We start from the raw sequence: 26,813 nt of genomic DNA, 5'->3' as shown, positions 1-26,813 counted from the left end.
AGCAAGCGCGCTCCCACATTTTGAATTGTGAACACGTTCGAATGTGGGAGCGCACTTGCTCGCGATGGAGGTCTATCAGGCGACGCGATTCAAATCATTATCCCGCGTCTCTTTCAGGCACAGCACAGCAATCAAGCTGAGCAACGCTGCCGCCGACACATACCCACCGACATAACTCAGCCCACCCATCGCCACCAGTTTGGTCGCGAAAAACGGTGCGGCCGAGGCGCCGACGATCCCACCCAGGTTATACGCCGCTGAAGCGCCGGTATAACGCACGCGTGTCGGGAACAATTCGGGCAGCAGCGCACCCATCGGGGCGAAGGTAACGCCCATCAGAAACAGCTCCAGGCACAGGAACAGCGCCACAGCCCAGGTCGAACCGTGGGTCAGCAGCGGTTCCATGGTAAAGCCCGAGAGGATTGCCAGCACTGCGCCAACAATCAATACCGGCTTGCGTCCGTAACGGTCGCTGGCCCAGGCCGCCAAAGGCGTCGCCGCACCCATGAACAGCACGGCAAAGCACAGCAGGCCGAGGAAGGTTTCGCGGCTATAGCCCAGGGTTGTCACGCCGTAGCTCAGGGAAAATGCGGTGGTGATATAAAACAGGGCATAACACACCACCATCGCCGCCGAGCCCAGCAGTACTGGCATCCAATGTTGACTGAACAGCTCCACCAGCGGCACTTTTACCGGTTTCTCTTTGGCGGCGGCGTTGGCGAATACCGGGGTTTCGTGCAGTTTCAAGCGCGCATACAGGCCGACCATCACCAATGCGGCACTGAGCAGGAACGGAATGCGCCAGCCCCAGCTGCGAAATTGCTCGTCGCTCAGGTTCATGGCCAGAATCAGAAACAGCCCGTTAGCCGCCAGAAATCCAATGGATGGCCCCAACTGCGGGAACATGCCGAACCAGGCGCGTTTTCCCTTCGGTGCGTTCTCGGTGGCCAGCAAGGCTGCGCCGCCCCATTCACCGCCCAGCCCCAGGCCCTGGCCAAAGCGCAGTACGCAGAGCAGGATCGGTGCCCAGGCGCCGATGGTGTCGTAGCCGGGCAGCAAGCCGATCAGCGTGGTGCAGATGCCCATCAGCAGCAAAGAAGCCACCAGGGTCGACTTGCGCCCAATACGGTCACCGAAGTGGCCGAACAGCGCGGAACCCAAAGGTCGGGCGATAAAGGCGATGCCGAAGGTCAGGAACGAGGCAAGCATCTGCGCCGTGCCGGACGTCTGCGGGAAAAACACCGGGCCGATCACCAGGGCGGCGGCCGTGGCGTAGATATAGAAGTCGTAGAACTCGATGGCGGTGCCGACGATGCTCGCGGTGGCAACCCGGGCTGTCGAGTTGGTTGGCGCGGTGCTCGCGGCCTCGTTATAGGTGGTGCTCATTGACGTATCCCTGATGGTCGTTGCGCGCTTGGCGCGGATTATTATTGGTCGAACACCCATGGATCAGGGTAGTGCGCGGGGCGGCTCGGGATGGGAGCGCGTACCGGTCAGACACGGTAAAGCGGTGCCTGGACGCGCTCAGTGCGGGTAGCACACGGTCGGGCGGGGGCTTGTGTAAGCCTGCGGGATTATAGAAAGGGCGCCGAAGATCAAACAAGTGCCCAGGCGAGGATCTTTGGTCTAGGCAGCCATTGGCACGGTGCCGGTGTGCCAGATCAGCACCTTGCTTACCCGGTTGTCCTCGGTTTCGAGGATTTCCAGGCGATAGCGGCCTATCTTCACGCATACCGCACTGTCCGGAATGGTCTCCAGCGCTTCGGTCGCCAGGCCATTGAGGGTCTTTGGGCCGTCGCTGGGCAGATGCCAGCCCAGGCATTTGTTCAGTTCGCGAATGGATACGGCACCGTCGATCACGTAACGGCCATCCGGCTGCGGCTGGATGAGCGGGTTGTCCAGGCTCTGCTCGCTTTCGAACTCGCCGACGATCTCTTCCAGAATATCTTCCAGGGTCACGATACCCAGCACCTCGCCGTATTCGTCCACCACCATGCCCAGGCGTCGCTGCTGTTTATGAAAGTTCAGCAATTGCAGTTGCAGCGGGGTGCTTTCCGGGACGAAGTACGGTTCATGGCAGGCCGCGAGCAGTGCTTCCTTGGTCAGGCTGGCATCCGGTAGCAAGTGCTGGATCTGTCGGGTGTTGAGCACCGCTTCGACCTGGTTGATGTCGCTGCGGAACACCGGCAGCCGGGTGCGCTGGTTGTTGCGCAACTGCTCAGTGATGTTTTCGACCGCGTCGTCCAAGTTGATGCCGTCCACTTCACTGCGGGGGACCAGGATGTCATTGACGGTGATGTTGTCCAGGGCATGGATGCCCGGCATGCCTTGCAGGCGGTCCTCGGCGGCGTCCGCAGCTTGTTCGTCAGCATGATCGGGCCGCGGCTCGTCACTTTGCTTGACGATCCCGGACTTGCGGGAAAAGGGGCGCAACAGTAGCAGGCTGATACCGTTGAGCAGCCAGGCCAGCGGATACAGGATCTTCAGTGGCACTGCCAGCAGCGTATTGCCAAAGCCCAGTACCGCCTGGGGATATCGGGTGGCGAGGGTGCGAGGCAGATAGTCGGCCAGTATCAGCAAGGTAGCGCTGGAGATCAGCCAGCCCAGCCACGGACCGTTCTCGGCCCAGGCGTAGATCGCCAGCAAGGTGCAGAGAATCACCACCACGGCGCGGCATAGCGTGTTGCACAGGATCAGGCTGTTGCGTGGGAAGCTCAGCCGCGCTGCGGCTTTGTCGCCCTGGCGGGTGCCGGGGCGCAGCGCCAGCAGGTGGTGTTGGGCGGCTTCGATGGCGGTAAACAGCGCTGACCATAAAACCAGCAGGGCCACTACCGCGAGCATCGGCTCCAGGGGCAAGTTGTCCATGATCGCAACCCGTCAGATGTGCAGGATGAATTCGCGGACCAGCTTGCTGCCGAAATACGCCAACATCAGCAAGCAGAAACCGGCCAGGGTCCAGCGGATTGCTTTGTGTCCACGCCAGCCAAGGCGGTTGCGGCCCCACAGCAGGACGCTGAAGACTATCCAGGCCAGGCATGCCAGCAGCGTCTTGTGGACCAGGTGTTGGGCGAACAGGTTCTCGACGAACAGCCAGCCGGAGATCAGCGACAGCGACAGCAACGTCCAGCCGGCCCAGAGGAAGCTGAACAGCAGGCTTTCCATGGTCTGCAGCGGGGGGAAGTTCTTGATCAGCCCGGAGGGGTGCTTGTGCTTGAGCTGGTGATCCTGCAGCAGCAACAGCAAGGCCTGGAACACTGCAATGGTGAACATGCCGTAGGCCAGGATCGATAACAGGATATGCGCCAGGATGCCCGGCTCTTCATCGATCACCTGGACCGTGCCGCTGGGAGCGAATTGCGCCAGCAGCACCGTCAGCATGCCCAGGGGGAAAAGCAGCAGCAGCAGGTTTTCTACCGGGATGCGCGTGCAGGCCAGCAGCGTCAGGGCGATGACGGCGGCGGCAATCAAGCTGGCGGCGCTGAAAAAATCCAGGCCCAGCCCAACTGGCGTCATCAGGTGAGTGAACAGGCTGGCGGCATGTGCTATCAGGGCGAGCACGCCAAGCCCGGCCAGCAGGCGTTTGTCCGCTCTGGTGCGTTGGGCAAGACGAGTGCCCTGATAGAGGGTCGCAGCGGCATACAAGAGGGCGGCGGCGAGACTGGGTAACAAACTGGGTGGCAAAGGGAGCATAAATCCTGTTAGGCAAGCCCGAAAGCCGTTGAGTTTGGCATACACCTGCGCTCCACGAAAGACCACCGGGCCAGACAGCGGGTGTGCATGACGGCAGTCTTCGCTATAATCCGCGACCTGCCCACGCCGCAGGCTCGCCAAGCGCTGTTTTTAATAGCGATTTATCACAGCCTGGGCCGCCATTACCTCGGTCTACCATTGCATTTCGATGAATAGGGCCTGAAAGGATCGCGCATGTTTGAAAATCTGACTGACCGTCTCTCGCAGACGCTGCGCCATGTCACTGGCAAGGCCAAGCTGACCGAGGACAATATTAAAGACACTCTGCGCGAAGTGCGCATGGCGTTGCTGGAAGCCGACGTTGCCTTGCCTGTGGTCAAGGACTTCGTCAATTCGGTCAAGGAACGTGCGGTTGGCACCGAAGTGTCCCGCAGCCTGACGCCGGGCCAGGCCTTTGTGAAGGTCGTCCAGGCCGAGCTTGAAAGCTTGATGGGCGCTGCCAACGAAGACTTGAACCTCAGCGCCGTGCCGCCGGCCGTTGTGTTGATGGCAGGTTTGCAGGGTGCAGGTAAAACCACCACCGTCGGCAAACTGGCGCGCTTCCTTAAAGAGCGCAAGAAGAAGTCCGTGATGGTGGTGTCGGCTGACGTTTATCGTCCGGCTGCGATCAAACAGCTGGAAATGCTCGCCGGCGAAGTCGGCGTGACGTTCTTCCCGTCCGACCTGAGCCAGAAGCCGGTCGACATCGCCAACGCTGCCATTAAGGAAGCCAGGCTCAAATTCATCGACGTGGTGATCGTCGATACCGCCGGTCGCCTGCACATCGACGAAGAGATGATGGGCGAGATCAAGGCGCTGCATGCCGCGATCAATCCGGTCGAGACGCTGTTCGTGGTCGATGCCATGACCGGCCAGGATGCAGCCAACACTGCCAAGGCATTTGGTGATGCACTGCCGCTGACGGGCGTGATCCTGACCAAGGTCGACGGTGATGCGCGTGGCGGTGCTGCGTTGTCGGTCCGCGCGATCACCGGCAAGCCGATCAAGTTCATCGGTATGGGTGAGAAGAGCGAAGCGCTCGAGCCGTTCCACCCCGAGCGGATCGCCTCGCGGATCCTTGGCATGGGCGACGTGCTCAGCCTGATCGAGCAGGCCGAGCAGACCCTCGACAAAGACAAGGCCGACAAACTGGCCAAGAAGCTGAAGAAGGGCAAGGGCTTCGACCTCGAAGACTTCCGTGATCAGTTGCAACAAATGAAGAACATGGGCGGTCTCGGCGGCTTGATGGACAAGCTGCCGAACATCGGCGGTGTGAACCTGGCGCAGATGGGCAATGCCCAGGGCGCGGCAGAGAAGCAGTTCAAGCAGATGGAAGCCATCATCAACTCCATGACGCCGGCCGAGCGCCGTGACCCTGAGCTGATCAGTGGTTCGCGCAAGCGTCGGATCGCCATGGGGTCCGGCACTCAGGTGCAGGACATCGGTCGCTTGATCAAGCAGCACAAGCAGATGCAGAAGATGATGAAGAAGTTCTCTGCCAAAGGCGGCATGGCCAAGATGATGCGTGGCATGGGCGGAATGATGCCCGGTCGCGGCATGCCGAAGATGTAAAGAATTCGCGCAGGAGTTCGCTCTTGCGCAGGCCCACATGGACGTGGGATCTCCAGCAAACCCGCCTTTGGCGGGAGCTGACTCGCCGTTTTAACCGACGGCTCTATAGCAGATCTGAATGGCCCGCTGATAGGCGCCAGAAAAAGACATTTGCAAAAGTCCGGATATTCCTTAGAATATGCGGCCTTTCGGGCACCTATGCCCGCTGTGCATTTAGATTTGCAGCACCGACTACAGGAACGATGTTCACATGCTAACAATCCGTCTTGCCCTTGGCGGCTCCAAAAAGCGCCCGTTTTACCACTTGACCGTAACCGACAGCCGCAACCCGCGCGACGGTTCGCACAAGGAACAGGTTGGTTTCTTCAACCCTGTTGCTCGTGGTCAAGAAGTTCGTCTGTCCGTGAACCAAGAGCGCGTAGCCTACTGGCTGAGCGTTGGTGCACAGCCTTCCGAGCGTGTTGCCAAGTTGTTGAAGGACTCGGCTAAGGCCGCAGCCTGAGCAATATGAACGCGACGCCAGCTGTTGCTGATGATTTGATCGTTATCGGCAAGATTTATTCTGTTCATGGCGTTCGCGGCGAAGTGAAGGTGTACTCCTTTACTGATCCGACTGAAAACCTGTTGCAGTACAAAACCTGGACGCTCAAGCGCGAAGGTAGTGTGAAACAGGTCGAGCTGGTCAGCGGACGCGGGAGCGATAAGTTCCTGGTCGCAAAGCTCAAGGGTCTTGATGATCGTGAAGAAGCTCGTCTTCTGGCTGGTTATGAGATCTGCGTGCCGCGCAACCTGTTCCCTGAATTGACCGACGGCGAGTACTACTGGTACCAGCTGGAAGGTCTGAAGGTTATTGATCACCTCGGGCAATTGCTCGGGAAGATCGACCATCTTCTGGAAACCGGCGCCAATGATGTAATGGTGGTCAAGCCTTGCGCTGACAGCCTGGATGATCGCGAGCGCTTGTTGCCCTATACCGGGCAATGCGTGTTGGCTGTCGACCTGGCCGCAGGCGAGATGAAGGTGGAATGGGATGCGGACTTCTAAGCGTGGCTAATATGCGCGTAGAAGTGATCAGTTTGTTTCCCGAGATGTTCTCCGCCATCAGCGAGTACGGCATCACCAGTCGGGCGGTGAAACAAGGGCTCTTGCAGCTTACTTGTTGGAATCCGCGAGACTACACGACAGATCGACATCACACTGTGGACGATCGCCCATTTGGCGGTGGCCCGGGCATGGTGATGAAGATCAAGCCCCTGGAAGATGCATTGGTTCAGGCCAAGGCAGCAGCCGGGGAGAAGGCGAAGGTAATTTACCTGTCCCCTCAAGGCCGTCAGCTGAATCAGTCGGCGGTACGCGAGTTGGCGAATGAGGACAGTTTGATCCTGATTGCCGGTCGCTATGAAGGCATTGACGAGCGTTTTATTGAAGCTCATGTCGATGAAGAGTGGTCGATTGGGGACTATGTCCTGTCTGGCGGCGAGCTGCCGGCGATGGTCCTGATAGATGCGGTTACACGACTGCTGCCTGGAGCTTTAGGGCATGTGGACTCCGCGGAGGAAGATTCCTTCACGGATGGTTTGCTGGATTGCCCGCACTACACCCGACCGGAGGTGTATGCGGATCAGCGTGTTCCCGACGTATTGCTAAGTGGCAATCACGCACACATCCGGCGTTGGCGTTTACAGCAGTCCCTTGGTCGGACCTATGAACGACGCGCCGATCTTCTGGAAAGCCGCTCGCTTTCTGGAGAAGAGAAGAAGCTGCTCGAGGAATACATCCTCGCGCGGGACGATAGTTAACAACGTATCGATGGTAGGTCCGATGACTTACCTTAGGAGCACAGCATGACTAACAAAATCATCCTTGCACTCGAAGCAGAGCAGATGACCAAAGAGATCCCTACCTTTGCCCCGGGCGACACTATTGTCGTTCAGGTGAAAGTGAAGGAAGGCGACCGTTCGCGTCTGCAGGCGTTCGAAGGCGTAGTAATTGCCAAGCGTAACCGTGGTGTGAACAGTGCTTTCACTGTTCGTAAAATCTCCAACGGTGTCGGCGTAGAGCGTACTTTCCAGACCTACAGCCCGCAAATCGACAGCATGGCAGTTAAACGTCGCGGTGACGTACGTAAAGCCAAGCTGTACTACCTGCGTGACCTGTCTGGTAAAGCAGCTCGCATCAAGGAAAAACTGGCTTAAGTCCAGCTTCCCGATGCAGAAAAAAGCAGCCTTCGGGCTGCTTTTTTGTTGCCTGCGATATGCCAAAACAGTGGCGAGCATTGACGAATTCAAATGTGGGAGCTGTCGAGCGTTAGCGAGGCTGCGATGGCGGCGGCACTGCAAACATTGATGTCGCCTGAACCACCGCTATCGCAGCCTCGCTAACGCTCGACAGCTCCTACAAGGGTTCACCTCTTTTCATCCCGCCAGGGTTATCCCGGTTGAATCACCGCCAGCAACGTCCATCCCGGCCCCGGCTTGAAGCTGCTCTGCGGCGTCACTACATGCACCCAGCCACTGGCGTCCCGGGCGAACAGCAAGATAGCGCGCTCACCGTGCAGCGCCTGGTAGTCGTCCCAGCCAAACCCGTCCGTCAGGTTGGTACTGTATAGCTCGGCTCCTTGTCCCAGCAGACTGGCTATTTTGGTATAGCTCATTGGCTGACTGCCGAGCAGATGCCCACGATGTTCACCACTGGCCCGGTGTTTGTCGGTGCGCCGGTTTTCCTGGCTGCTGGCCAGGGCAAACAGCCGGTGGCCGAAGTCATGGCGAAAACGCATGGCGGCCAACATGTTCAGCTCGCCTGATGGTGAAAGCGCCAGCAGATGTCCCAAGCCCACCAGGTCCAGATGGGACTCGGCATGCTGCGATGCCGGGTTGCCGAAGTAAGTGGGCAGGCCCTCCATGCGACTGGCGCGGATGTTCTCCCAGCTTGAGTCGGTCAGTAGCACTCGGCAGCCCAGCTGTTGGAGGGCCTTGGCCAGTACGCGTGCGGGGGCATTGGCGCCGACAATCAGAAAGCCGCTGGGCGCCGGTTCTGCGACTTTCAGCAGGCGGGCCAATGGGCGCGCGGTGGCGCTTTGCAGGATCACCGTGCCGATAATCACCGCAAAGGTCAGCGGCACCAGCAGCAGTGCGCCTTCATGGCCGGCCTCATCCAGGCGAATCGCGAAAATCGCTGACACGGCGGCGGCCACAATCCCCCTTGGGGCAATCCACGCCAGTAGCGCGCGTTCGCGCCAGTTCAGGTTAGACCCGAAGGTCGACAGCGCGACATTCAAAGGGCGGGCGATAAACTGAATGATCAGCAGCAGGATCAACACGAATGGTCCCAGGGCAATCATCGCGTTGAGGTCCAGGCGTGCTGCCAACAGGATAAACAGGCCGGAAATCAGCAACACGCTGAGGTTTTCCTTGAAGTGCAGGATATGCCGTACGTCAACGCCCTTCATATTGGCCATCCACATGCCCATCAACGTCACCGCCAGCAGGCCGGACTCATGCATTGCCTGATTGGAGGCAATGAATATGCCCAGTACCGCCGCCAGGGTCGCCAGGTTATGCAGGTATTCCGGTAGCCATTGCCGGCGCATGATCTGCCCCAACACCCAGCCGCCGGCAATTCCGAACAGGCTGCCGCACACAATTACCCCGCCGAAGGTCAGCAGGCTCTGGCTCAGGCCGTCGCCCGAGGCGCGGGCGATGATGAAGCTGTAGACCACCACCGCCAGCAACGCACCAATCGGGTCGATGACGATGCCTTCCCAGCGCAAAATGTTAGCAATCGAGGCTTTGGGACGTACCACTCGCAACATGGGTACGATCACCGTCGGCCCGGTCACCAGGGTCAAGGTGCCGAACAGCAGCGCCAGCATCCAGTCGAAGCCCAGCAACCAATGGGTCGCGAGGGTGATCACCGCCCAGGTCGAGATGGCACCGATGGTCACCAACCGGTGGACCACGCTGCCGATTTCCTTCCATTCCGAGAGATGCAGCGTCAGGCTGCCTTCAAACAGAATCAGCGCCACCGCCAGGGATACCAGCGGCATCAGCAACGGGCCGAACATTTCTTGAGGGTCAAGCCAGCCCAGTATCGGGCCGAGTAGAATCCCGCTCAGCAGCAAAAATAGGATTGCCGGCAGTTTCAGCCGCCAGGCCAGCCACTGGCAGCCGAGCGCGGCCACGCCGATACCGCCAAATGCCAACAGAATCTGTTGTTCGTTCATCGAAGTTCCCTGTTCCTTGAAATAGCGGGCTATGAAAGACTAGTGGGCCTTGTAACAGTTCACTACTAATTTGCGCGAAGCCCCGTGCCAGCGCTGCTTGAGTACACATGCCCGCTATCGACCATCCGCTGATAGACCGTTTCCTCGACGCCCTCTGGCTGGAAAAAGGCCTGTCGGACAACACGCGCCAGTCGTATCGCAGCGACCTGGCCCTGTTCAACGGCTGGCTTCAGGAAAAGAACCTCGAACTGATCAATGCCGGGCGCGAGTTGATCCTCGACCACCTGGCATGGCGTTTGGAGCAAAACTACAAGCCGCGCTCCACGGCAAGATTTCTCTCGGGCGTTCGTGGCTTTTATCGCTATTTGCTGCGTGAAAAATTGATTGCAGTCGATCCAACCCTGCAAGTGGACATGCCACAACTGGGCCGACCCTTGCCTAAATCCCTATCGGAAGCTGACGTCGAAGCTTTGCTGGCAGCTCCCGACTTGAGCGAAGCCATTGGTCAGCGCGACCGCGCCATGCTCGAAGTCCTGTATGCCTGTGGCTTGCGGGTGACCGAACTGATCAGCCTGACCCTGGAACAGGTCAATCTGCGCCAGGGTGTGCTGCGGGTGATGGGCAAGGGCAGCAAGGAGCGGCTGGTGCCCATGGGCGAAGAGGCGATTGTCTGGGTAGAGCGCTACATGCGCGACGCGCGCGGCGAATTGCTGGGGGGGCGCCCCAGTGATGTGTTGTTTCCCAGCCAGCGTGGCGAGCAGATGACCCGCCAGACCTTTTGGCACCGTATCAAGCACCAGGCCAAGGTTGCCGGGATCGGCAAGTCGCTTTCGCCCCATACCTTGCGCCACGCGTTTGCCACGCATCTGCTCAACCACGGCGCAGATCTGCGGGTGGTGCAGATGCTATTGGGGCACAGTGATCTGTCCACTACCCAAATTTATACCCATGTGGCGCGTGCGCGCTTGCAGGAGATGCATGCCGAGCATCACCCCAGGGGCTGAGGCGTTCCAATTTCCCCGTCGGCGTCTGCCCTGGCGCCCAACTGTGGTAGGCTTTGTCGGTTTGTAAAGGGGGCGTCGCCAAGCCGTGTTTCCCGATCGGTATCCTGGCCTTCGTCCCTGCATCTGCCTTCAGGAGTTTCCATGCGCTTGACCCAGATTTTTGCCGCCGCAGCCATTGCGTTGGTCTCAACCCTTGCCGTCGCCGATGACGCTGCCGAGAAGATGATTCGTAAGAGCCTGGAAAGCCTTGCGCTCGAAACACCGGTAGAAAGCATCAGCGCCAGTCCCATGGCCGGCCTGTATGAAGTCAAGCTCAAGGGCAGCCGCGTGCTGTACGCCAGCGCCGACGGCCAGTACATCGTTCAGGGCTACCTGTTCCAGTTGAAAGACGGCAAGCCGGTCAACCTCACCGAGAAAGCCGAGCGCCTGGGTGTATCCAAACTGATCAACGGCATTCCGGTTGCAGAAACCGTGGTGTACCCGGCCATTGGTGAGACCAAGACCCATATCACCGTCTTCACCGATACCACCTGCCCGTACTGCCACAAGTTGCACGCCGAAGTGCCCGAACTGAACAAGATGGGCGTCGAGGTGCGTTACGTGGCCTTCCCGCGCCAGGGCCTGGGGTCGCCGGGTGACGAGCAGTTGCAGGCCGTCTGGTGTGCAGCCGACAAAAAGGCGGCGATGGACAAGATGGTCGATGGCAAGGAAATCAAGTCTGCCAAATGCGCCAACCCAGTGTCCAAGCAGTTCGCCCTGGGCCAGTCCATCGGTGTGAACGGTACGCCGGCCATCGTTTTGGCGGATGGCCAGGTCATTCCGGGCTACCAGCCTGCACCACAAGTTGCCAAACTGGCGCTGGGTGCCAAATAAACAGTATCGTCGAGCCTTGACGATCATGATCCGCCGACAGGTCGGCGGATCACCAATAGCGAACCGCAGTTGTGCGGTTGTTTTTCACGGCCGACCTTGAGTCGGCCGTTTCATGGGGAGCTCTTCAGTGAAACCGGTCAAAGTAGGCATCTGTGGGTTAGGGACCGTCGGTGGCGGAACCTTCAACGTACTTCAGCGTAACGCCGAGGAAATCTCGCGCCGTGCAGGTCGCGAAATTGAAGTGGCACAAATTGCCATGCGTACGCCAAAGCCTCAGTTCCAGACGACCGGTATTACGATTACCAACGATGTCTTCGACGTTGCCACCAACCCTGAAATCGATATTGTCATCGAGCTGGTCGGTGGCTATACCGTTGCCCGTGAACTGGTGCTCAAGGCCATCGAAAACGGCAAGCACGTGGTCACCGCCAACAAGGCGCTGATCGCGGTACATGGCAATGAAATCTTCGCCAGGGCCCGCGAGAAGGGGGTGATCGTTGCGTTCGAAGCTGCTGTTGCCGGCGGCATTCCGGTGATCAAGGCGATTCGTGAAGGCTTGTCGGCCAACCGCATCAACTGGGTCGCCGGCATCATCAACGGCACTGGCAACTTTATCCTCACCGAAATGCGCGAGAAGGGCCGTACTTTCGAAGACGTACTGGCCGAAGCCCAGGCCCTGGGATACGCCGAAGCCGATCCGACTTTTGACGTCGAAGGCATCGATGCCGCGCACAAACTGACCATCCTGGCGTCCATCGCCTTCGGTATCCCGCTGCAGTTCGACAAGGCCTACACCGAAGGCATCACCAAGCTGACCACCGCTGACGTGAACTACGCCGAGGCCCTGGGCTACCGGATCAAGCACTTGGGCGTGGCCCGCAGCACTGCCAGCGGCATCGAACTGCGCGTACACCCCACGCTGATCCCGGCCGACCGCTTGCTGGCCAACGTCAATGGCGTGATGAACGCGGTGATGGTCAATGGTGACGCCGCCGGTTCGACCTTGTTCTACGGTGCCGGCGCTGGCATGGAGCCCACCGCTTCGTCGGTGATCGCCGACCTGGTGGACGTGGTCCGCGCCATGACCAGCGACCCGGAAAACCGCGTGCCGCACCTGGCGTTCCAGCCCGATTCGCTGTCGGCTCACCCGATCCTGCCGATCGAGGCCTGCGAAAGCTCCTACTACCTGCGCATCCAGGCCAAGGATCATCCAGGCGTCCTGGCCCAGGTCGCCAGCATCCTCTCGGAACGCGGTATCAACATTGAGTCGATCATGCAGAAGGAAGTCGAGGAACATGACGGCCTGGTGCCGATGATCCTGCTGACCCATCGCGTGCTCGAGCAGCACATGAATGATGCGATCCGGGCCCTCGAAGCTCTTCAGGGCGTGGTTGGACCAGTCGTCCGTATTCGCGTGGAACACTTGAATTAATTCAGCGGCGGGTTTCAAGCTGCAAGCTGCAAGTAAAAGCCGACCCGCTTTGACTTGTAGCTTGTCACTTGAAGCTTGCAGCTCAAACCAAAGGTTTGCCCCTATGCGTTATATCAGCACCCGCGGCCAGGCACCGGCCCTGAATTTCGAAGACGTCCTGCTGGCAGGCCTTGCCACGGACGGCGGCCTGTATGTGCCGGAAAACCTACCACGCTTCAGCCACGAAGAAATCGCCTCCTGGGCCGGCCTGCCATACCACGAGCTGGCGTTCCGGGTCATGCGCCCGTTCGTTGCCGGCAGCATTCCGGATGCAGATTTCAAGAAGATTCTGGAAGAAACATACGGCGTGTTTTCCCACAGTGCCATCGCACCGTTGCGTCAGTTGAACGGTAACGAGTGGGTCATGGAGCTGTTCCACGGCCCGACCCTGGCATTCAAGGACTTTGCCCTGCAGTTGCTTGGCCGTCTGCTCGACTACGTGTTGGAGAAGCGCGGCGAGCGCGTGGTGATCATCGGTGCCACCTCCGGTGATACCGGTTCGGCAGCCATTGAAGGTTGCAAGCACTGCGAAAACGTCGACATCTTTATCCTGCACCCGCACAACCGAGTATCGGAAGTGCAGCGTCGGCAGATGACCACCATCTTTGGCGAGAACATCCACAACATCGCCGTCGAAGGCAACTTCGATGACTGCCAGGAAATGGTCAAGGCCAGCTTTGCCGACCAGAGCTTCCTCAAGGGCACACGCCTGGTGGCAGTGAACTCGATCAACTGGGCGCGGATCATGGCCCAGATCGTCTACTACTTCCACGCAGCCCTGCAGTTGGGCGGCCCGGCGCGCTCGGTGTCGTTCTCGGTGCCGACCGGCAACTTCGGTGACATCTTCGCCGGCTACCTGGCGCGCAACATGGGGCTACCGATCAATCAGTTGATCGTGGCCACCAACCGCAATGACATCCTGCACCGCTTTATGAGTGGCAACCAGTACGTCAAGGAAACCCTGCACGCCACGCTGTCGCCTTCGATGGACATCATGGTTTCGTCGAACTTCGAACGCCTGTTGTTCGACATGCACGGACGTAACGGCGCGGCCCTGGCAGGCTTGATGGACAGCTTCAAGCAAGGTGGCGGCTTCAGTGTCGAACAAGACCGCTGGACCGAAACCCGCAAGTTGTTCGACTCCCTGGCCGTGGATGACACCCAGACCTGCGAAACCATCGCTGAAGTCTTTGCCCAGACCGGCGAGCTGCTGGACCCGCACACCGCGATCGGCGTCAAGGCCGCGCGCGAATGCCGCCGCAGCCTGGATATTCCGATGGTGATCCTCGGCACTGCGCACCCGGTCAAGTTCCCGGAAGCGGTGGAAAAAGCCGGTGTCGGCAAAGCCCTGGAACTGCCGCCGCACCTGGCTGACCTGTTCGAGCGTCCAGAGCGTTGCACGGTCCTGGCCAATGACCTCAAAACCATCCAGGCGTTTGTCAGCCAACACGGTAATCGTGGCAAACCGCTCTAAGCCAAGCTCTCTGCGCTGCACAAGGCTGTCCTTAGTCAGCTAAGAAGCGCAAGTCCCAAGAGTGCAGCAAAACCAGTGTGGGAGCTGGCCTGCCTGCGATAGCGATGGTAAATCCAACATCGCTAGCGCAGGCAGGCCAGCTCCCACATTTGGTTTGCGCCATCTTGAGCATCGCGTTCGCTTAATTGAACAGCCTAACGAAAACAAGGAAACCGAAACGGTGTGGTTATCGACCCGATGGCGTCTGTGGCTGATGTGCGTGCTGTTCTGGCACACGTCTCCGAGCCTGGCTGCCGTTAGCCTGCCCTTCAAGTTGGTACCGGCGTTTATCCCGCTGGCGCCCATGCCCTTGGCTGCCACGGAGCAGCAATGGCTGGCGGCTCATCGGACGCTGAGAGTGGGGATTTCCATTGATGATTACCAACCGATTGATATCACCCGCGACCGCAATCGCTACCAGGGCATCAGTGCCGACTACCTGAGCCTGGTGGGCGCGCGCCTGGGTGTGTCGATGCAGGTGTTGGGTTTTTCCGAGCGTGCTCAGGCAGTGGAGGCGTTGCGCGAAGGCAGCATCGATATTCTTACCAGCGCCAATGGCTACGAGCGCGACGTGCCCGGCCTGGCGTTTACCCCGGACTACATGCCCGACCGTTCGGTGGTGGTCGTGCGTCGTGATGACACCACGCAAGACGATGACCTCAAGGACAAGAAGGTGGTGTTACTTGAGGGTTACGCCAATGTCAAAAACGTGCACGCGGCCTATCCCGACAGCCACATCATGTTGGCCCCCAACCTCTACAGTGGCCTGGAAGCCCTGAAGCAGGGCGATGTAGATGCCTTTATCGGCAATGAAGTGATTGTGCGTGCGTACAAATCCCTGCGTCCCTACCTGGGCTTGCAGATCCGGGAGCAGAGCCGCCTGGCGCCCATCGGCTTTGCCTTTGCAACGCGCCAGGCCGATCCCTTGTTGGGCGCGATGATGAAACGTGCGCTGGGGAGCATCGATGATTCAATCCAGCGGGAGATCCTTGCGCGCTGGACCACAGGCCTGGGAGTGGACATCGTCGGTGAGCACATTGCCTTGTCGGCCGCCGAGCAAGCCTGGGTGCTGCAGCATCCTCACGTTGTGGTGGCGTCCCAGCAATTATCTCCTTATGTGTTCAAGGACAAGGATGGGCGCTGGGTTGGGCTGAATGTCGATTTGCTCAACCGCATCTCACGGATGACTGGCTTGCAGTTTGTCATGGAAGAGGTTTTTTCCACCACGCACACCCTTGAACTGCTGGAGGCCGGCCGGGCCGATATGAACACTACGCTGGTGCCGAACACTGAGCGCCAGGAGTTCCTCGAGTTCAGCCATGGCATTGGCGGGTCTGGCTGGGTTTTTGTCGAACGTCTCGATACACCGCCAGTGTCCAGTTTGAGTCAGCTCTCTGGCAAAGTCCTGGCGCTTCCGGCACGTCACGTCCTGGAAAGCTATATCCGTCGCGAGTATCCCGCTATCAAGCTGCAAACCGTGGAGAACTATGCTGCGGCCCGTGCCCAGGTAATCCGGGGTGAAGCGGTGGCGACCGTGCAAAGCGAAGTGGAAGTGCAAAGCTACCCGGCCGACGAATTGCGCGTCGGTCGCAGTGTCGATGGCAAGTGGTCGGTCAACAGCTTGTCGGTACGCAAGGACCTGCCCGAACTGCTGAGTATTTTGAACAAGGCGCTTGAAGCGATGCCGGTGGCCGAGTTGAGTGCCTTGCGTCTGCGTTGGCTGGGAGCGGTGAACATTCCGGTTCCGGCCTGGCAGCGGGTACCGGCATGGGCCTACTGGACGGTCGCCACGGCGATTTTACTGGTGTTGCTGTCGGTGGTCTGGAACAGCCGGCTCAAGCGCCAGATTCACCAGCGCATGGAGGCCCAACAGCGCCTCAACGACCAATTGGCGTTCAAGCGTGCCTTGCTCGATGGCATCCCCAACCCGGTGTTTGTCCGTGACCTCGCTGGCCGGCTGGTGACCTGCAACAAAAGTTATGAGTTGCAACTGGGCACCCGGCTCGAGCTGATCCAGGGCCAGACGCTGATGGAAAGCGCCGTGCTGCCTGCGGCCACCGCAGCGCGCTTGCACGCCGGCCATATGGAGCAACTGGACACGCAACAGTCGCTGTTTGTAGATCGGCAGTTGGAGTTCAACGGCGGCGTTTTGCATGTCTATCAATGGACCGTGCCGTTCTTCGATGCCCAAGGCCAGTTGCAGGGGCTGCTGGGCGGCTGGATTGACATCAACGAGCGCAAGATCCTGGAAACCCAGTTGATGGATGCGCGTCAGGCTGCCGAAGAAGCGAACTACGCTAAAAGCGCTTTTCTGTCGAACCTCAGCCACGAGATTCGCACGCCCATGAACGCCATTATCGGCCTGCTTGAATTGGAACAGGAGCGTGCCTCGGCCTCAGGCCAACCGGCTTCTGAAGCGCTACGCGTGGCCCATCGTTCGGCTCGGGAACTGATCGCCTTGATGGGCGATAGTCTGGACTTGGCCAAGATTGAAGCAGGTCATCTGCAACTGGCGCCGCAGGCTACCGACCTGAAGGTTTTTTTCGAAGGCATTCTGCAGCTGTTTGCAGCCACGGCACAGAAAAAGCGCCTGCAGTTGACGCTGGTTTTCGATCCGCAGGCGCAAGGTCGGTACTGGTTTGACCCGCTGCGCTTGCGCCAGGTCATGCATAACCTGCTGGGCAACGCATTGAAGTTCACCGAACAGGGCGAGGTTCGCCTCAGCGTTGCCAGCAAGGTGGACGAGGCGGGCGATGAGTATCTGCAGCTGTGCGTCGAAGACAGCGGCCCCGGTATCGGGACCGAGCAACAGTCCCGGGTCTTCAAACCGTTTATTCAGGTCAGTCCGTTGACGGCTGCCGAGCATGGCGGGACGGGGCTGGGCTTGAGTATTTGCCAGCAACTGGTGGAGCTGATGGGTGGGAATATCACTTTGCGCAGTGTCGTGAATGAAGGCACCACGGTGTGCATCGACCTGCACCTGGAGCGGGTGAGCAATGATGAGGTACCCGCTGCAGCCGGTTCGGCGCAGCAACCTGCCGAGCGCACCTTATCGGTGTTGATTGTCGATGACCTGCCAGCCAATCGCATGGTGCTGGAACAGCAGTTGCGGTTTCTGGGCCACCAAGTCGTCGCCCTCGAGTGCGCCGAGGCTGCGTTGCAGCGTTGGCGCGTCGAGGGGTTCGACCTGCTGGTGACTGACTGCAACATGCCGGGAATGTCGGGTTATGCCTTGAGCCAGGCGATTCGCCAGGTCGAAGCTCAAGAGCTACGTCCACGCTGTGCGCTGGTGGGATGTACGGCCGATGCCCAGGAGCATGCACAACAGCGGGCTCGTCAGGCGGGGATGGATGAGTTGTTGGTCAAACCCGTGACCCTGGAGCAATGGAGCCAAGTGCTGGCGCGCGTGCTGGCTGCGCGCTCTTTTGATATCAACACCCTGCGCACGATGACCCGGGCTGATGCGCCTGTGCTCCAACGCATGTTGCAGGAGTTGGCGGTGAGCCTCGGGCACGAGCACAGCGCACTGTCAGAGGCGATGGCCGAGCACGACCTTGGACGGCTCAGGGCTTGCCTGCATCGCCTCAAGGGTATCTGTTGCCTGGTGGATGCACTGCCAGTGGCCAAGGCCTGCGTCGCACTTGAAGTGAGTGTGCGTGAGCAGCGCGCCAGTGAATGGCCGGCGTTGTGGTTGCTAGTATCCCAAGCGCTGACCGATCTGCAGCGAGACGTTGGGTCTTATCTTGAGACGCGTATTTAGGAGCAACCCTTTCAAGGCCTGATCGAAAATATGGGAGCGGGCTTTTTGCCTGAGTGGCCAGCTTTCGCCGTACTGAGTTGTTGTTTCAGAAACCCTGAAAAAGCTGACATTTAGGACGCGTCCTATGGGGTGTTGCACCGGTATTGGCTAGTGTGGGTCACTTCGTTCGTGCCCACAGAGTTTTCCATGCGCTCACTTAAAGTCCTGATCCTCGAAGACAATCCGTTCCAGTTGATGGCCCTGCACCAGATGCTCAATGCCAACGGCGTGTTTAACGTGTTGACTGCCGAGAGTGTCGAGGCGGCCCGTCAATCACTGGCGAGCAAGGGCGCGGTGGATATCGCCATCTGTGATCTGTACCTGGAGCAGGGCGATGCCCTAGGGTTGATCCGTGAGTTGGCCGAGCGTTGTCAGGCTCAGGTGCTGATTCTGTTGAGTAATGCTGAGCCCGATGTGCTGGAGGGGGTCGCGACCATGGCGCGTCAGGCGGGCCTCAATGTGTTGGGATGCATGCCCAAGCCGGCTTCGGCAGCATTGGTCGGGCAACTGCTGACGGCTTGCCAGGAGCGCTTGCGGCCCAGTGCGCCGACCACGTCCTGGGAGCGGGTGTGCCAACTGTTGGGAGCTACCGAAAGCGAGGTGCAACGGGCGTTGCCCGTGGCCGGCCAGGCGGCCATCGAGCGTTGTGCCAGCACCTGGTTCCAGCCCATTGTCAGCCAGGCTGGAGAACTGCAAGGCGTGGAGGCGCTGGCGCGCTGGCAAGACCCTGAACGTGGCCTGTTGTTGCCTGACGAATTTTTACCGCTATTGGAGTTTGCCGGCCTGGAAGAAGCTTTTACCTGGCATGTGCTGGAGGATGCATTGCGGCTCAGCAGTCGAATGATGCAGGACACAGGAAAGGTGTTGCCGGTGGCCGTCAACATCCCCGGGCGGATGCTTGAGCACGAGCACTTTCCCCAGGCCTTGCAAGGGTTGCTGCAACGCTTCGCCGTACCCGCCCACTGCCTGACCCTGGAACTGGTCGAAACCTGCCGCTTGAAAACCGACAGTACACATGTCACCGGTTTGCTGCGTCTGCGGATGATCGGCTGCAAGTTGTCCATCGGTGACTTCGGCGTCGGCGGTACAAGTTTGCAGCGTCTGCTGGCGTTGCCGTTCACTGAACTGAAGGTTCCGCCGACGTTTGCCAGTGGCATGGCCGGTGACGAGCGCAAAACCGCTGTGGTCGCGGGTGCCATGAGCATGGCCGGGCACCTGGGCGTGCGCGTGGTGGTAACCGGTATTGAAACGACAGCCGACCGGGATGCCGTGGCGGCGCTGGGACCGGCCTGGCTGCAGGGCTGCTTTATCGCTCGCCCCATGAGCGCATATGCATTGGCGCCGTGGATTGCGCAGCGTGCGCAGCTTTCGGCTTAGGCCAGCCCGTGCTCCTGCCCATAGATGAACAAGGCTGCGTCGTTGGCGAGACCCAGCTTGCGCATGGCACTGACCTTCTGCGTGCTGACGGTCTGCTTGCTTCGATTGAGGTGCGTAGCGATTTCGCCCACCGTCATCCCGGCGGCCAATAGGCGAATGACTTCCAGCTCCCGGGGCGACAATTGCTCCTGGGAACACAGCCGATCAGGGCCCACCTGACCTGCAAGGCTCAGGGCCTGGCGAATAGCTTGTGCCACATAGGGCTGCTGTTGGCGCACCTGCCGGATCGCCTGGGGCAGTTCCTCGGCCAGGCTGGCCTTGCTCAGCAGGCCCATCACCCCCAGCTCCAGGATGGAGTGAGACAGCCCCGCGTGGTTGAGCATGGTCACTACCACGACGGGTAGCGTCGGGTAGCGACGGCGCAACTGTTCAATCAGGCGCAGACCATCGGCGCGAGGCTCGGCGGGCATCATGAAGTCGGTGATCAACACATCGCAGGCACAGTACTGCAGCAAGGTCATGAGGGCTTGGGGCGAGTTGGCTTCACCGACGATGCTTACATGCTCGTCGCGCTCCAGCACGGCCCGCAGGCCAATTAGAAAAATCGGATGGTCGTCGGCAAGGATGATGCGCATGGGCTGTTCAGACGCTGCTCTCAAGGTGGACTCCCGCAATAATCAGGGGATTCTAGCCTGCCGGCGGCTGTTTTCTCTCTGTCATCTTTGCCATGCATGCTCGATTGGCTCAGGCGGTAGCCCTTGCAAGGCGAACTTTCTGCTATGCGCGAAGGTCACTTGAATGTCTACCTTGGCAACTTTTTTGTTTTCCAATGATTGAGTGGTGATCGAGATGGAAAGTATCAGCCTATTGCTCAGTGAAGCGCTGAGCCCTTATGAGGTTACGCTGACCAGCTCTGGTGTGCAGGGCGAGTGCCTGGTGACGGTGAAGAGTCCGACTGGCGCTATTGTTGTCGAACGGGAAGTCAATCGTGCGCAATTGATCGACAAACGCGAGTGGGTCGACGTGGTGGATTGCCTGCACCGTGATCTGAAAATCGCCGAAGGACGCCTGGAACCATCGGTCATCGCGGCATTGCGTAGCGCGGCCCAGACCCGTGTCGGCGTCCTGGCATGAAATTATTTTTATTTGGAAACTTCCTACAATGAGGTGAGTCAGATTTTTTACAGCAAGATCAAGCATTGTGCTCCGGTGCTTGTAGCTTGTTGTACTGGTCTTTGTAGGCCACGTTTAACCCCGAGTTGTCTCCCCACTGCTCGGGGTTTCTTTTTGTCCGGGTTTTTACTGCTCGGGTGCGTTATCGAAAAACAGCGGGTTGTCCTTCAGGTATTGCTGGCCAAGCGCCGGGTCGAGCCAGGAGGCATAGGATTGCAACAAGGGGGCCGTGGGAATGTCTTGCAACGCCTGGTCGATGTGCGCAATCGCCTCCCGTCCCTGGGCCGTGTCGGAGCAGCCGATATGGATTCGCTGGTAGCGCGGCGCCCCGCTGACCGGGTAGAAAACCAGCTCGTCAGGGTCGATGTCCTGTTGTTGCGCGTGATAACGGACCTCCGTCAAATACCCCAATACCGCTTCCAGTCGCCCCATGCGTTGCATCTGCAGCAGGCTGCCCAGCGCATCGTTGCCATGATGAGGCGACAGCTTGTGTGGGGGAGCATGACTCAAGTGCTCATCAATAGCGGATCCGTAACTACGCTCGGCGACGACGCCAAGGCGCGTTTGTTCGGCGTGCAGGAACTTTTCCAGATCAAATGTCCCTTCCAACACAAACTGTGCCAGGGCCTCCTGCTGTTTTTGGCGAATCGTCACGCCGTTGCTGAGTACCGCGAACGTCTGCCTGGAAAACACAATCGACTTGGCGCGGGTAGGCGTCCACACCAGGGAAGGATCACAAGTGAAGGTGGGCGAGGTCAGCATTTGCATGCTTCGGGCGCGGTTGAGGTGGAGCGTCTGGTGGCGGTATTGCGGCAGGCGCTCGATCAGCAAGGGCAGTAATTGATCGATTGTGCCGCGGTTCTTTTGTGAGCCTTCGAAAATGGTCATCGGTGGCAGGTCACGCACCACCCAGGTCAACATCTCTTCGGCCTGGCTCACTGGCGCAAGCGCGCCAAGCAGCACGGCAATGCAGCCCCGGTGGGCGAGTCGCTTCTTGAAGCTGCGTACCATTATTGAGAGTTTTGTCCTGAAAGCCGCATCAGATCGCGCCCTCCTTGCGCAAGCGGTTGATGGCCACATTGTTGTAGCCCAGTGAATCGAGGATGCTGGCGTTGTGCTCTCCCAATTGGGGGCCGACCCACTCGCAACTGCCGGGAGTGTCCGACAGTTTTGGCACAATACCGGGCATCTTGAAGTCTTTGCCATCGGGCAATTGCGCCTTGAGGAACATTTCCCGGGCGAGGAATTGCGGATCGCCGAGCATGTCCTCTGCGCTGTAGATCCGGCTGGCGGGCACTTCGGCCTGGTTCAACTGTTGCATCACTTGTGCAAGCTCCAGTGAGCTGACCCAGCGATCAATCACGCCATACAGTTCGTCACGACGGCTGTCGCGACCATCGTTACTGGCCAGCACTGGGTCGTTGGCCAAGTCTTCACGGCCGATCGCCAACATGAAGCGCTTGAAGATCGCATCGCCATTGGCCCCGATCTGTACGTGCTTGCCGTCGGCGCTGGTATGGATCGAGGACGGGGTAATCCCCGGCATGATGTTACCGGTACGCTCACGGATAAACCCGAAGACGTCGAATTCGGGAATCATGCTCTCCATCATGGCAAAGATGGCTTCATAGAGCGCCACATCCACCACCTGGCCCTGGCCACCGTTGACCTCTCGGTGACGCAAGGCCATCAATGCACCGATCACTGCCCACAACGCGGCAATCGAGTCGCCGATGGAAATGCCGGTACGCACCGGTGGACGGTCTTCGAAGCCGGTGATATAGCGCAGGCCACCCATGGATTCACCCACCGCGCCGAAGCCGGGTTGCTCCTTCATCGGGCCGGTCTGGCCAAATCCGGAGAGACGCACCATCACTAGCTTGGGATTGAGGGCGTGCAAGGTGTCCCAGTCCAGGCCGAGTTTTTCGAGCACGCCAGGGCGGAAATTTTCGATCAGGATGTCTGCATCCGCCAGCAACTGCTTGAGGATTGCCAGGCCTTCAGGGTGCTTGAGGTTCAGGGTCAATGATTTCTTGTTGCGTGCCTGGACGAACCACCACAGGGATGTACCTTCATACAGCTTGCGCCATTTGCGCAGCGGGTCGCCGCCGTCCGGGGATTCGACCTTGATGACTTCACCGCCGAACTCGGCGCAGATGCGCGAGGCAAACGGGCCCGCGATCAAGGTCCCCAGTTCGATGATTTTCAGGCCGGCGAGCGGTTTGGCGTTGAGCGACATAAGGTTCCTTACAAGCGTAGGGCAGGTATGTATTGCCTTTTAACATAGGCGAGCGATGCAGCGACAACCCTGATGCAGCCCAGGATTCGTTGAATGACCCGCCATCGGTTAGACTGGCCGCCTTTTCCTGTCTCTAGAAGCCCGTTCATGGCCCAGCCGTCCACGACCTACAAGTTTGAACTCAACCTCACCGACCTTGATCGTTCGGTGTACGAGAGCGTCAAGCAAACCATCGCCCGTCACCCGTCGGAAACCGAAGAGCGCATGACTGTGCGTCTGCTGGCCTACGCCCTTTGGTACAACGAGCAATTGTCGTTTGGTCGCGGGCTGTCAGATGTAGACGAACCTGCCCTGTGGGAAAAAAGCCTGGATGATCGGGTGTTGCACTGGATCGAAGTCGGTCAGCCTGATGCCGATCGCCTGACCTGGTGTTCGCGCCGCACCGAGCGAACCAGCTTGCTGGCTTATGGCAGCCTGCGCGTATGGGAAGGCAAAGTGGTTCCGGTGGCCAATAACCTGAAGAACGTACACATCGCGGCCGTGCCTCAGGAGATCCTCGAAACCTTGGCCAAGGACATGCCGCGCGTGATCAAGTGGGATGTGATGATCAGCGAAGGTACGATCTTTGTGACCGATGATCGGGGCCAGCACGAAGTTCAGCTTCAGTGGCTGGTGGGCGAGCGCGGCTGATATACAACACGCCCTCTGTAGGAGCGAGCTTGCTCGCGAAGATCGTTAACGATAACGCCGGCAGTCTGACCCCCTGAGGCGTTCTCTGGTTTTCCGCAAGCAAGCCCGCTCCTGCAGGGGGCAAACATTTATTTTGTACTTAAGAGAATTCCCCTGCACCCCATGCGTATCGATCCCCGCCCGTTGCCCGCCGTCCTGCCATTTCTTGGTGAACTGCCACCGCTGTTGACTCGTCTTTACGCCGCTCGCGGCGTGGCGTCGCAGGCTGAATTGGACAAAAGCCTGGCGCGGCTGATTCCCTTTCAGCAGCTCAAGGGGATCGATGCCGCAGTGGATTTGCTGGTGACGGCCCTGGAACAACGCCAGCGGATTCTGATCGTCGGTGACTTCGATGCCGACGGTGCTACCGCCAGCACCGTGGGCACCCTGGGCCTGCGTTTGCTCGGTGCGGCACACGTCGACTACCTGGTGCCCAACCGCTTTGAGTATGGCTATGGACTGACCCCGGAAATTGTCGCCGTGGCGTTGCAGCGCGAGCCGCAGTTGCTGATCACCGTGGATAACGGCATCTCCAGCGTCGAAGGCGTGGCAGCGGCCAAGGCCGCCGGGCTCAAGGTGTTGGTCACCGACCACCACTTGCCGGGTGATGAGTTGCCGGCGGCGGATGCCATCGTCAATCCAAACCAGCCCGGCTGTGGATTTGCAAGTAAGGCACTGGCCGGCGTCGGGGTGATCTTTTATGTGCTGATGGCCTTGCGTGCGCGATTGCGCAGTCTGGGCTGGTACGACAACACACCACAGCCGAATATCGGTGAACTGTTGGACCTGGTGGCTTTGGGCAGCGTGGCCGACGTGGTGCCTCTGGATGCCAATAACCGCATCCTGGTGCACCAGGGCCTGGAGCGGATTCGCGCCGGTCGCGCCCGGCCGGGGATCAAGGCGATCCTGGAAGTTGCCAGGCGTGATCACGCGCGCATCACCTCGACCGACCTTGGCTTTATCCTCGGTCCCAGGCTCAATGCTGCCGGGCGCCTGGATGACATGAGTCTGGGCATCGAATGCCTGCTCACCGGCGACTTGGCCATGGCGCGGGAAATGGCCGCGCAACTGGACGGCATGAACCAGGACCGCAAATCCATCGAGCAGGGCATGCAGCGCGAAGCCCTGGCCCAACTCAAGGATTTGCCAGTGGAGTCGATGCCGTTCGGTTTGTGCCTGTTCGACCCGCAGTGGCACCAGGGAGTGATCGGGATCCTGGCGTCGCGTATGAAAGAGCGTTACTTCCGCCCGACCATTGCCTTCGCCGATGCCGGTGACGGGCTGCTCAAGGGGTCCGGGCGCTCGGTGCCGGGCTTTCACATCCGCGACGCCCTGGCCGTGGTGGCAAGCCAGCATCCGAACCTGATCGCCAAGTATGGTGGCCACGCCATGGCCGCGGGCCTGACCTTGCCTGAAGCCAACTTCCCGTTGTTCGCCGAAGCCTTCGACGCCGAAGTGCGCCGGCAATTGCGTGAAGAAGACCTCACCGGGCGCCTGCTGTCCGACGGCACCCTGGCGGTGGAAGAGTTTCACTTGGACCTGGCCCGTGCCCTGCGCAACGCTGGCCCTTGGGGACAGCACTTTCCCGAGCCCTTGTTTCACGGTGTGTTTCAGTTGGTGGAGCAACGCGTTGTGGGTGAGCGTCACCTCAAAGTGGTGCTCAAGAGCGAATGTGGTTCGGTGAAACTCGATGGCATTGCCTTTGGTATCGACCGGGAAATCTGGCCGAACCCGACCATTCGCTGGGTGGAACTGGCCTACAAGCTTGATGTGAACGAGTTCCGTGGCCAGGAAACCGTGCAACTGATGATCGCCCACATCGAACCACGCTGAACCCTGTGCAACCCCGGGTTGTCGACTAGTCTCTAAGCACTGTGTGATTGGTCTTGTGACCTTGTCTTTTTTCTGCCCGCAGGGGACGGGCGTTTCTTCTTCTTGTCACGGGGATTGGTCAGACAGAACCCTGGAGCCTATGCCCACCGGATATGAGAAGAGGTGCCCCATGAGTATGTTGCTTGAACCTTATACCCTGCGCCAATTGACCCTGCTCAACCGTATTGCCGTGTCACCGATGTGTCAGTACTCGGCCGTTGACGGCCTGGCCAATGACTGGCACTTGGTCCACCTTGGCAGTCGAGCCGTGGGCGGCGCCGGATTGGTTTTTACCGAAGCCACGGCAGTCACCGCCGATGGCCGTATCACCGCCCAGGACCTGGGGCTGTGGAACGATGAACAAATCGAACCCCTGCAGCGCATCACACGTTTCATCAGTGCCCAGGGCGCGGTGGCAGGCATTCAACTGGCTCATGCAGGGCGCAAGGCCAGCACCCATCGACCTTGGCTGGGCAAGCATGGCAGCGTTAAGGCCGAGGAGGGCGGCTGGGTCCCGGTGGGTCCATCGCCGATTGCCTTCGACCCGCAGCATACGGCTCCCAGACAACTGGATGAAGGGCAAATCCGGGCGGTAATCGGCGATTTTGTCGCCGCCGCCAAGCGCGCGTTGGCCGCCGGCTTCAAGGTAGTAGAGGTCCACGCGGCGCATGGCTATCTGTTGCATCAATTTCTTTCGCCCCTGAGCAATCAGCGGCAGGACCAGTACGGCGGCTCCTTTGAAAACCGTATCCGCCTGGTGCTGCAAGTCACCGAGGCAGTGCGTGAGGCGTGGCCGCAGGAGCTGCCTGTGTTTGTGCGGGTGTCGGCCACCGACTGGGTCGAAGACGGTTGGAACCCGGACGAAACTGTGGAGTTGGCGCGCCGGCTGAAAGCGTTGGGAGTCGATCTGATCGACGTGTCGTCCGGCGGCACCGCGGCCAACGCGGAGATTCCCACAGGCCCTGGTTATCAAACCCGCTTTGCCGAGCGCGTGCGCAAGGAGTCAGGCATGGCCACTGGCACCGTGGGAATGATTACCGAACCGGCCCAGGCCGAGCACATTCTGCGTACGTGCCAGGCGGATATCATCTTCCTCGCCCGTGAACTGCTACGTGACCCGTACTGGCCTTTGCACGCCGATGATGACCTGGGCGGGCACAAGGCAATCTGGCCGGCGCAATATCAGCGAGCCACGCACCGCGACCAGCCCATTCACGAGTCGGATTTGCGCGACTGATTT

The 26,813-nt window shown here is 59.6% G+C and carries 22 protein-coding genes; 15 read left to right on the top strand and 7 right to left on the bottom strand.

Annotated features, from left to right (window positions below):
* Window positions 1-75: 75 nt before the first annotated feature.
* The 3 genes from OQ460_RS19020 to OQ460_RS19010 form a co-directional block, all read right to left on the bottom strand.
* The gene (locus OQ460_RS19020) at window positions 76-1,386 is read right to left on the bottom strand and encodes an MFS transporter (RefSeq protein WP_410018918.1); all 1,311 of its coding nucleotides are present in this window, start codon (window positions 1,384-1,386) and stop codon (window positions 76-78) included.
* Between the two features lie 240 nt (window positions 1,387-1,626).
* Window positions 1,627-2,865, bottom strand: a complete 1,239-nt coding sequence (locus tag OQ460_RS19015; RefSeq protein ID WP_410018917.1) for a transporter associated domain-containing protein — start codon at window positions 2,863-2,865, stop codon at window positions 1,627-1,629.
* Window positions 2,866-2,877: 12 nt separating this feature from the next.
* Window positions 2,878-3,690: a cytochrome C assembly family protein gene (locus OQ460_RS19010; RefSeq protein WP_410018916.1), complete on the bottom strand. Its 813-nt coding sequence runs from the start codon at window positions 3,688-3,690 to the stop codon at window positions 2,878-2,880.
* A gap of 234 nt (window positions 3,691-3,924) precedes the next feature.
* Between OQ460_RS19010 and ffh the strand changes: the two genes are divergently transcribed.
* From ffh to rplS, 5 genes are all read left to right on the top strand, one after another.
* Window positions 3,925-5,301, top strand: a complete 1,377-nt coding sequence (gene ffh, locus OQ460_RS19005) for a signal recognition particle protein (RefSeq protein WP_410018915.1) — start codon at window positions 3,925-3,927, stop codon at window positions 5,299-5,301.
* 250 nt (window positions 5,302-5,551) lie between these two features.
* Complete coding sequence (gene rpsP / locus OQ460_RS19000; RefSeq protein ID WP_003175899.1) at window positions 5,552-5,803, top strand: 30S ribosomal protein S16; 252 nt, start codon at window positions 5,552-5,554, stop codon at window positions 5,801-5,803.
* Between the two features lie 5 nt (window positions 5,804-5,808).
* Window positions 5,809-6,345, top strand: coding sequence for a ribosome maturation factor RimM (gene rimM / locus OQ460_RS18995; RefSeq protein ID WP_410018914.1), 537 nt, complete (start codon window positions 5,809-5,811; stop codon window positions 6,343-6,345).
* The gene (gene trmD, locus OQ460_RS18990) at window positions 6,327-7,100 is read left to right on the top strand and encodes a tRNA (guanosine(37)-N1)-methyltransferase TrmD (protein ID WP_410018913.1); all 774 of its coding nucleotides are present in this window, start codon (window positions 6,327-6,329) and stop codon (window positions 7,098-7,100) included. The genes rimM and trmD overlap by 19 nt, the downstream gene beginning before the upstream one ends.
* Before the next feature lie 45 nt (window positions 7,101-7,145).
* Window positions 7,146-7,496: a 50S ribosomal protein L19 gene (rplS, locus tag OQ460_RS18985; RefSeq protein WP_003175895.1), complete on the top strand. Its 351-nt coding sequence runs from the start codon at window positions 7,146-7,148 to the stop codon at window positions 7,494-7,496.
* Window positions 7,497-7,729: 233 nt separating this feature from the next.
* On the opposite strand, the gene OQ460_RS18980 is transcribed toward rplS, so the two are convergent.
* Window positions 7,730-9,523, bottom strand: coding sequence for a cation:proton antiporter (locus OQ460_RS18980; RefSeq protein WP_410018912.1), 1,794 nt, complete (start codon window positions 9,521-9,523; stop codon window positions 7,730-7,732).
* 107 nt (window positions 9,524-9,630) lie between these two features.
* On the opposite strand from OQ460_RS18980, the gene xerD reads away from it, so the two are divergent.
* The 6 genes from xerD (at window position 9,631) to OQ460_RS18950 (ending at window position 19,560) form a co-directional block, all read left to right on the top strand.
* Complete coding sequence (gene xerD / locus OQ460_RS18975) at window positions 9,631-10,527, top strand: site-specific tyrosine recombinase XerD (protein ID WP_410018911.1); 897 nt, start codon at window positions 9,631-9,633, stop codon at window positions 10,525-10,527.
* Between the two features lie 141 nt (window positions 10,528-10,668).
* The gene (locus OQ460_RS18970; protein WP_410018910.1) at window positions 10,669-11,400 is read left to right on the top strand and encodes a thioredoxin fold domain-containing protein; all 732 of its coding nucleotides are present in this window, start codon (window positions 10,669-10,671) and stop codon (window positions 11,398-11,400) included.
* Between the two features lie 127 nt (window positions 11,401-11,527).
* Window positions 11,528-12,832 carry a homoserine dehydrogenase gene (locus OQ460_RS18965; protein WP_410018909.1) on the top strand — a complete coding sequence of 435 codons (1,305 nt, stop codon included), beginning with the start codon at window positions 11,528-11,530 and terminating at the stop codon, window positions 12,830-12,832.
* A gap of 103 nt (window positions 12,833-12,935) precedes the next feature.
* On the top strand, window positions 12,936-14,345 hold the full coding sequence (gene thrC, locus OQ460_RS18960) for a threonine synthase (protein WP_410018908.1): 1,410 nt from the start codon (window positions 12,936-12,938) through the stop codon (window positions 14,343-14,345).
* 253 nt (window positions 14,346-14,598) lie between these two features.
* Window positions 14,599-18,144, top strand: a complete 3,546-nt coding sequence (locus tag OQ460_RS18955; RefSeq protein ID WP_410022054.1) for a transporter substrate-binding domain-containing protein — start codon at window positions 14,599-14,601, stop codon at window positions 18,142-18,144.
* Between the two features lie 186 nt (window positions 18,145-18,330).
* The gene (locus tag OQ460_RS18950; RefSeq protein ID WP_410018907.1) at window positions 18,331-19,560 is read left to right on the top strand and encodes an EAL domain-containing response regulator; all 1,230 of its coding nucleotides are present in this window, start codon (window positions 18,331-18,333) and stop codon (window positions 19,558-19,560) included.
* Here the strand turns inward: OQ460_RS18950 and OQ460_RS18945 are convergent.
* Window positions 19,557-20,195, bottom strand: a complete 639-nt coding sequence (locus OQ460_RS18945; protein ID WP_410022053.1) for a response regulator — start codon at window positions 20,193-20,195, stop codon at window positions 19,557-19,559. The genes OQ460_RS18950 and OQ460_RS18945 overlap by 4 nt on opposite strands.
* 214 nt (window positions 20,196-20,409) lie before the next feature.
* On the opposite strand from OQ460_RS18945, the gene OQ460_RS18940 reads away from it, so the two are divergent.
* On the top strand, window positions 20,410-20,694 hold the full coding sequence (locus tag OQ460_RS18940) for a DUF3509 domain-containing protein (RefSeq protein WP_410018906.1): 285 nt from the start codon (window positions 20,410-20,412) through the stop codon (window positions 20,692-20,694).
* A 165-nt stretch (window positions 20,695-20,859) separates the two neighbouring features.
* Here the strand turns inward: OQ460_RS18940 and OQ460_RS18935 are convergent, their stop codons facing one another.
* Window positions 20,860-21,744: a TIGR02285 family protein gene (locus tag OQ460_RS18935; RefSeq protein ID WP_410018905.1), complete on the bottom strand. Its 885-nt coding sequence runs from the start codon at window positions 21,742-21,744 to the stop codon at window positions 20,860-20,862.
* 28 nt (window positions 21,745-21,772) lie between these two features.
* Window positions 21,773-22,972 carry a CaiB/BaiF CoA transferase family protein gene (locus OQ460_RS18930; protein WP_410018904.1) on the bottom strand — a complete coding sequence of 400 codons (1,200 nt, stop codon included), beginning with the start codon at window positions 22,970-22,972 and terminating at the stop codon, window positions 21,773-21,775.
* 147 nt (window positions 22,973-23,119) lie between these two features.
* Between OQ460_RS18930 and OQ460_RS18925 the strand changes: the two genes are divergently transcribed.
* From OQ460_RS18925 to OQ460_RS18915, 3 genes are all read left to right on the top strand, one after another.
* Window positions 23,120-23,662, top strand: a complete 543-nt coding sequence (locus tag OQ460_RS18925) for a YaeQ family protein (protein WP_057438005.1) — start codon at window positions 23,120-23,122, stop codon at window positions 23,660-23,662.
* 162 nt (window positions 23,663-23,824) lie between these two features.
* Window positions 23,825-25,534 carry a single-stranded-DNA-specific exonuclease RecJ gene (recJ, locus tag OQ460_RS18920; RefSeq protein ID WP_410018903.1) on the top strand — a complete coding sequence of 570 codons (1,710 nt, stop codon included), beginning with the start codon at window positions 23,825-23,827 and terminating at the stop codon, window positions 25,532-25,534.
* Between the two features lie 169 nt (window positions 25,535-25,703).
* Window positions 25,704-26,810 carry an NADH:flavin oxidoreductase/NADH oxidase gene (locus OQ460_RS18915; RefSeq protein ID WP_410018902.1) on the top strand — a complete coding sequence of 369 codons (1,107 nt, stop codon included), beginning with the start codon at window positions 25,704-25,706 and terminating at the stop codon, window positions 26,808-26,810.
* The last annotated feature ends 3 nt before the right edge of the window (window positions 26,811-26,813 follow it).

The organism is Pseudomonas imrae, assembly GCF_046352735.2.
GTDB classification, from domain to species: domain Bacteria; phylum Pseudomonadota; class Gammaproteobacteria; order Pseudomonadales; family Pseudomonadaceae; genus Aquipseudomonas; species Aquipseudomonas imrae.
This window is presented reverse-complemented; position numbering and strand designations above follow the sequence as displayed.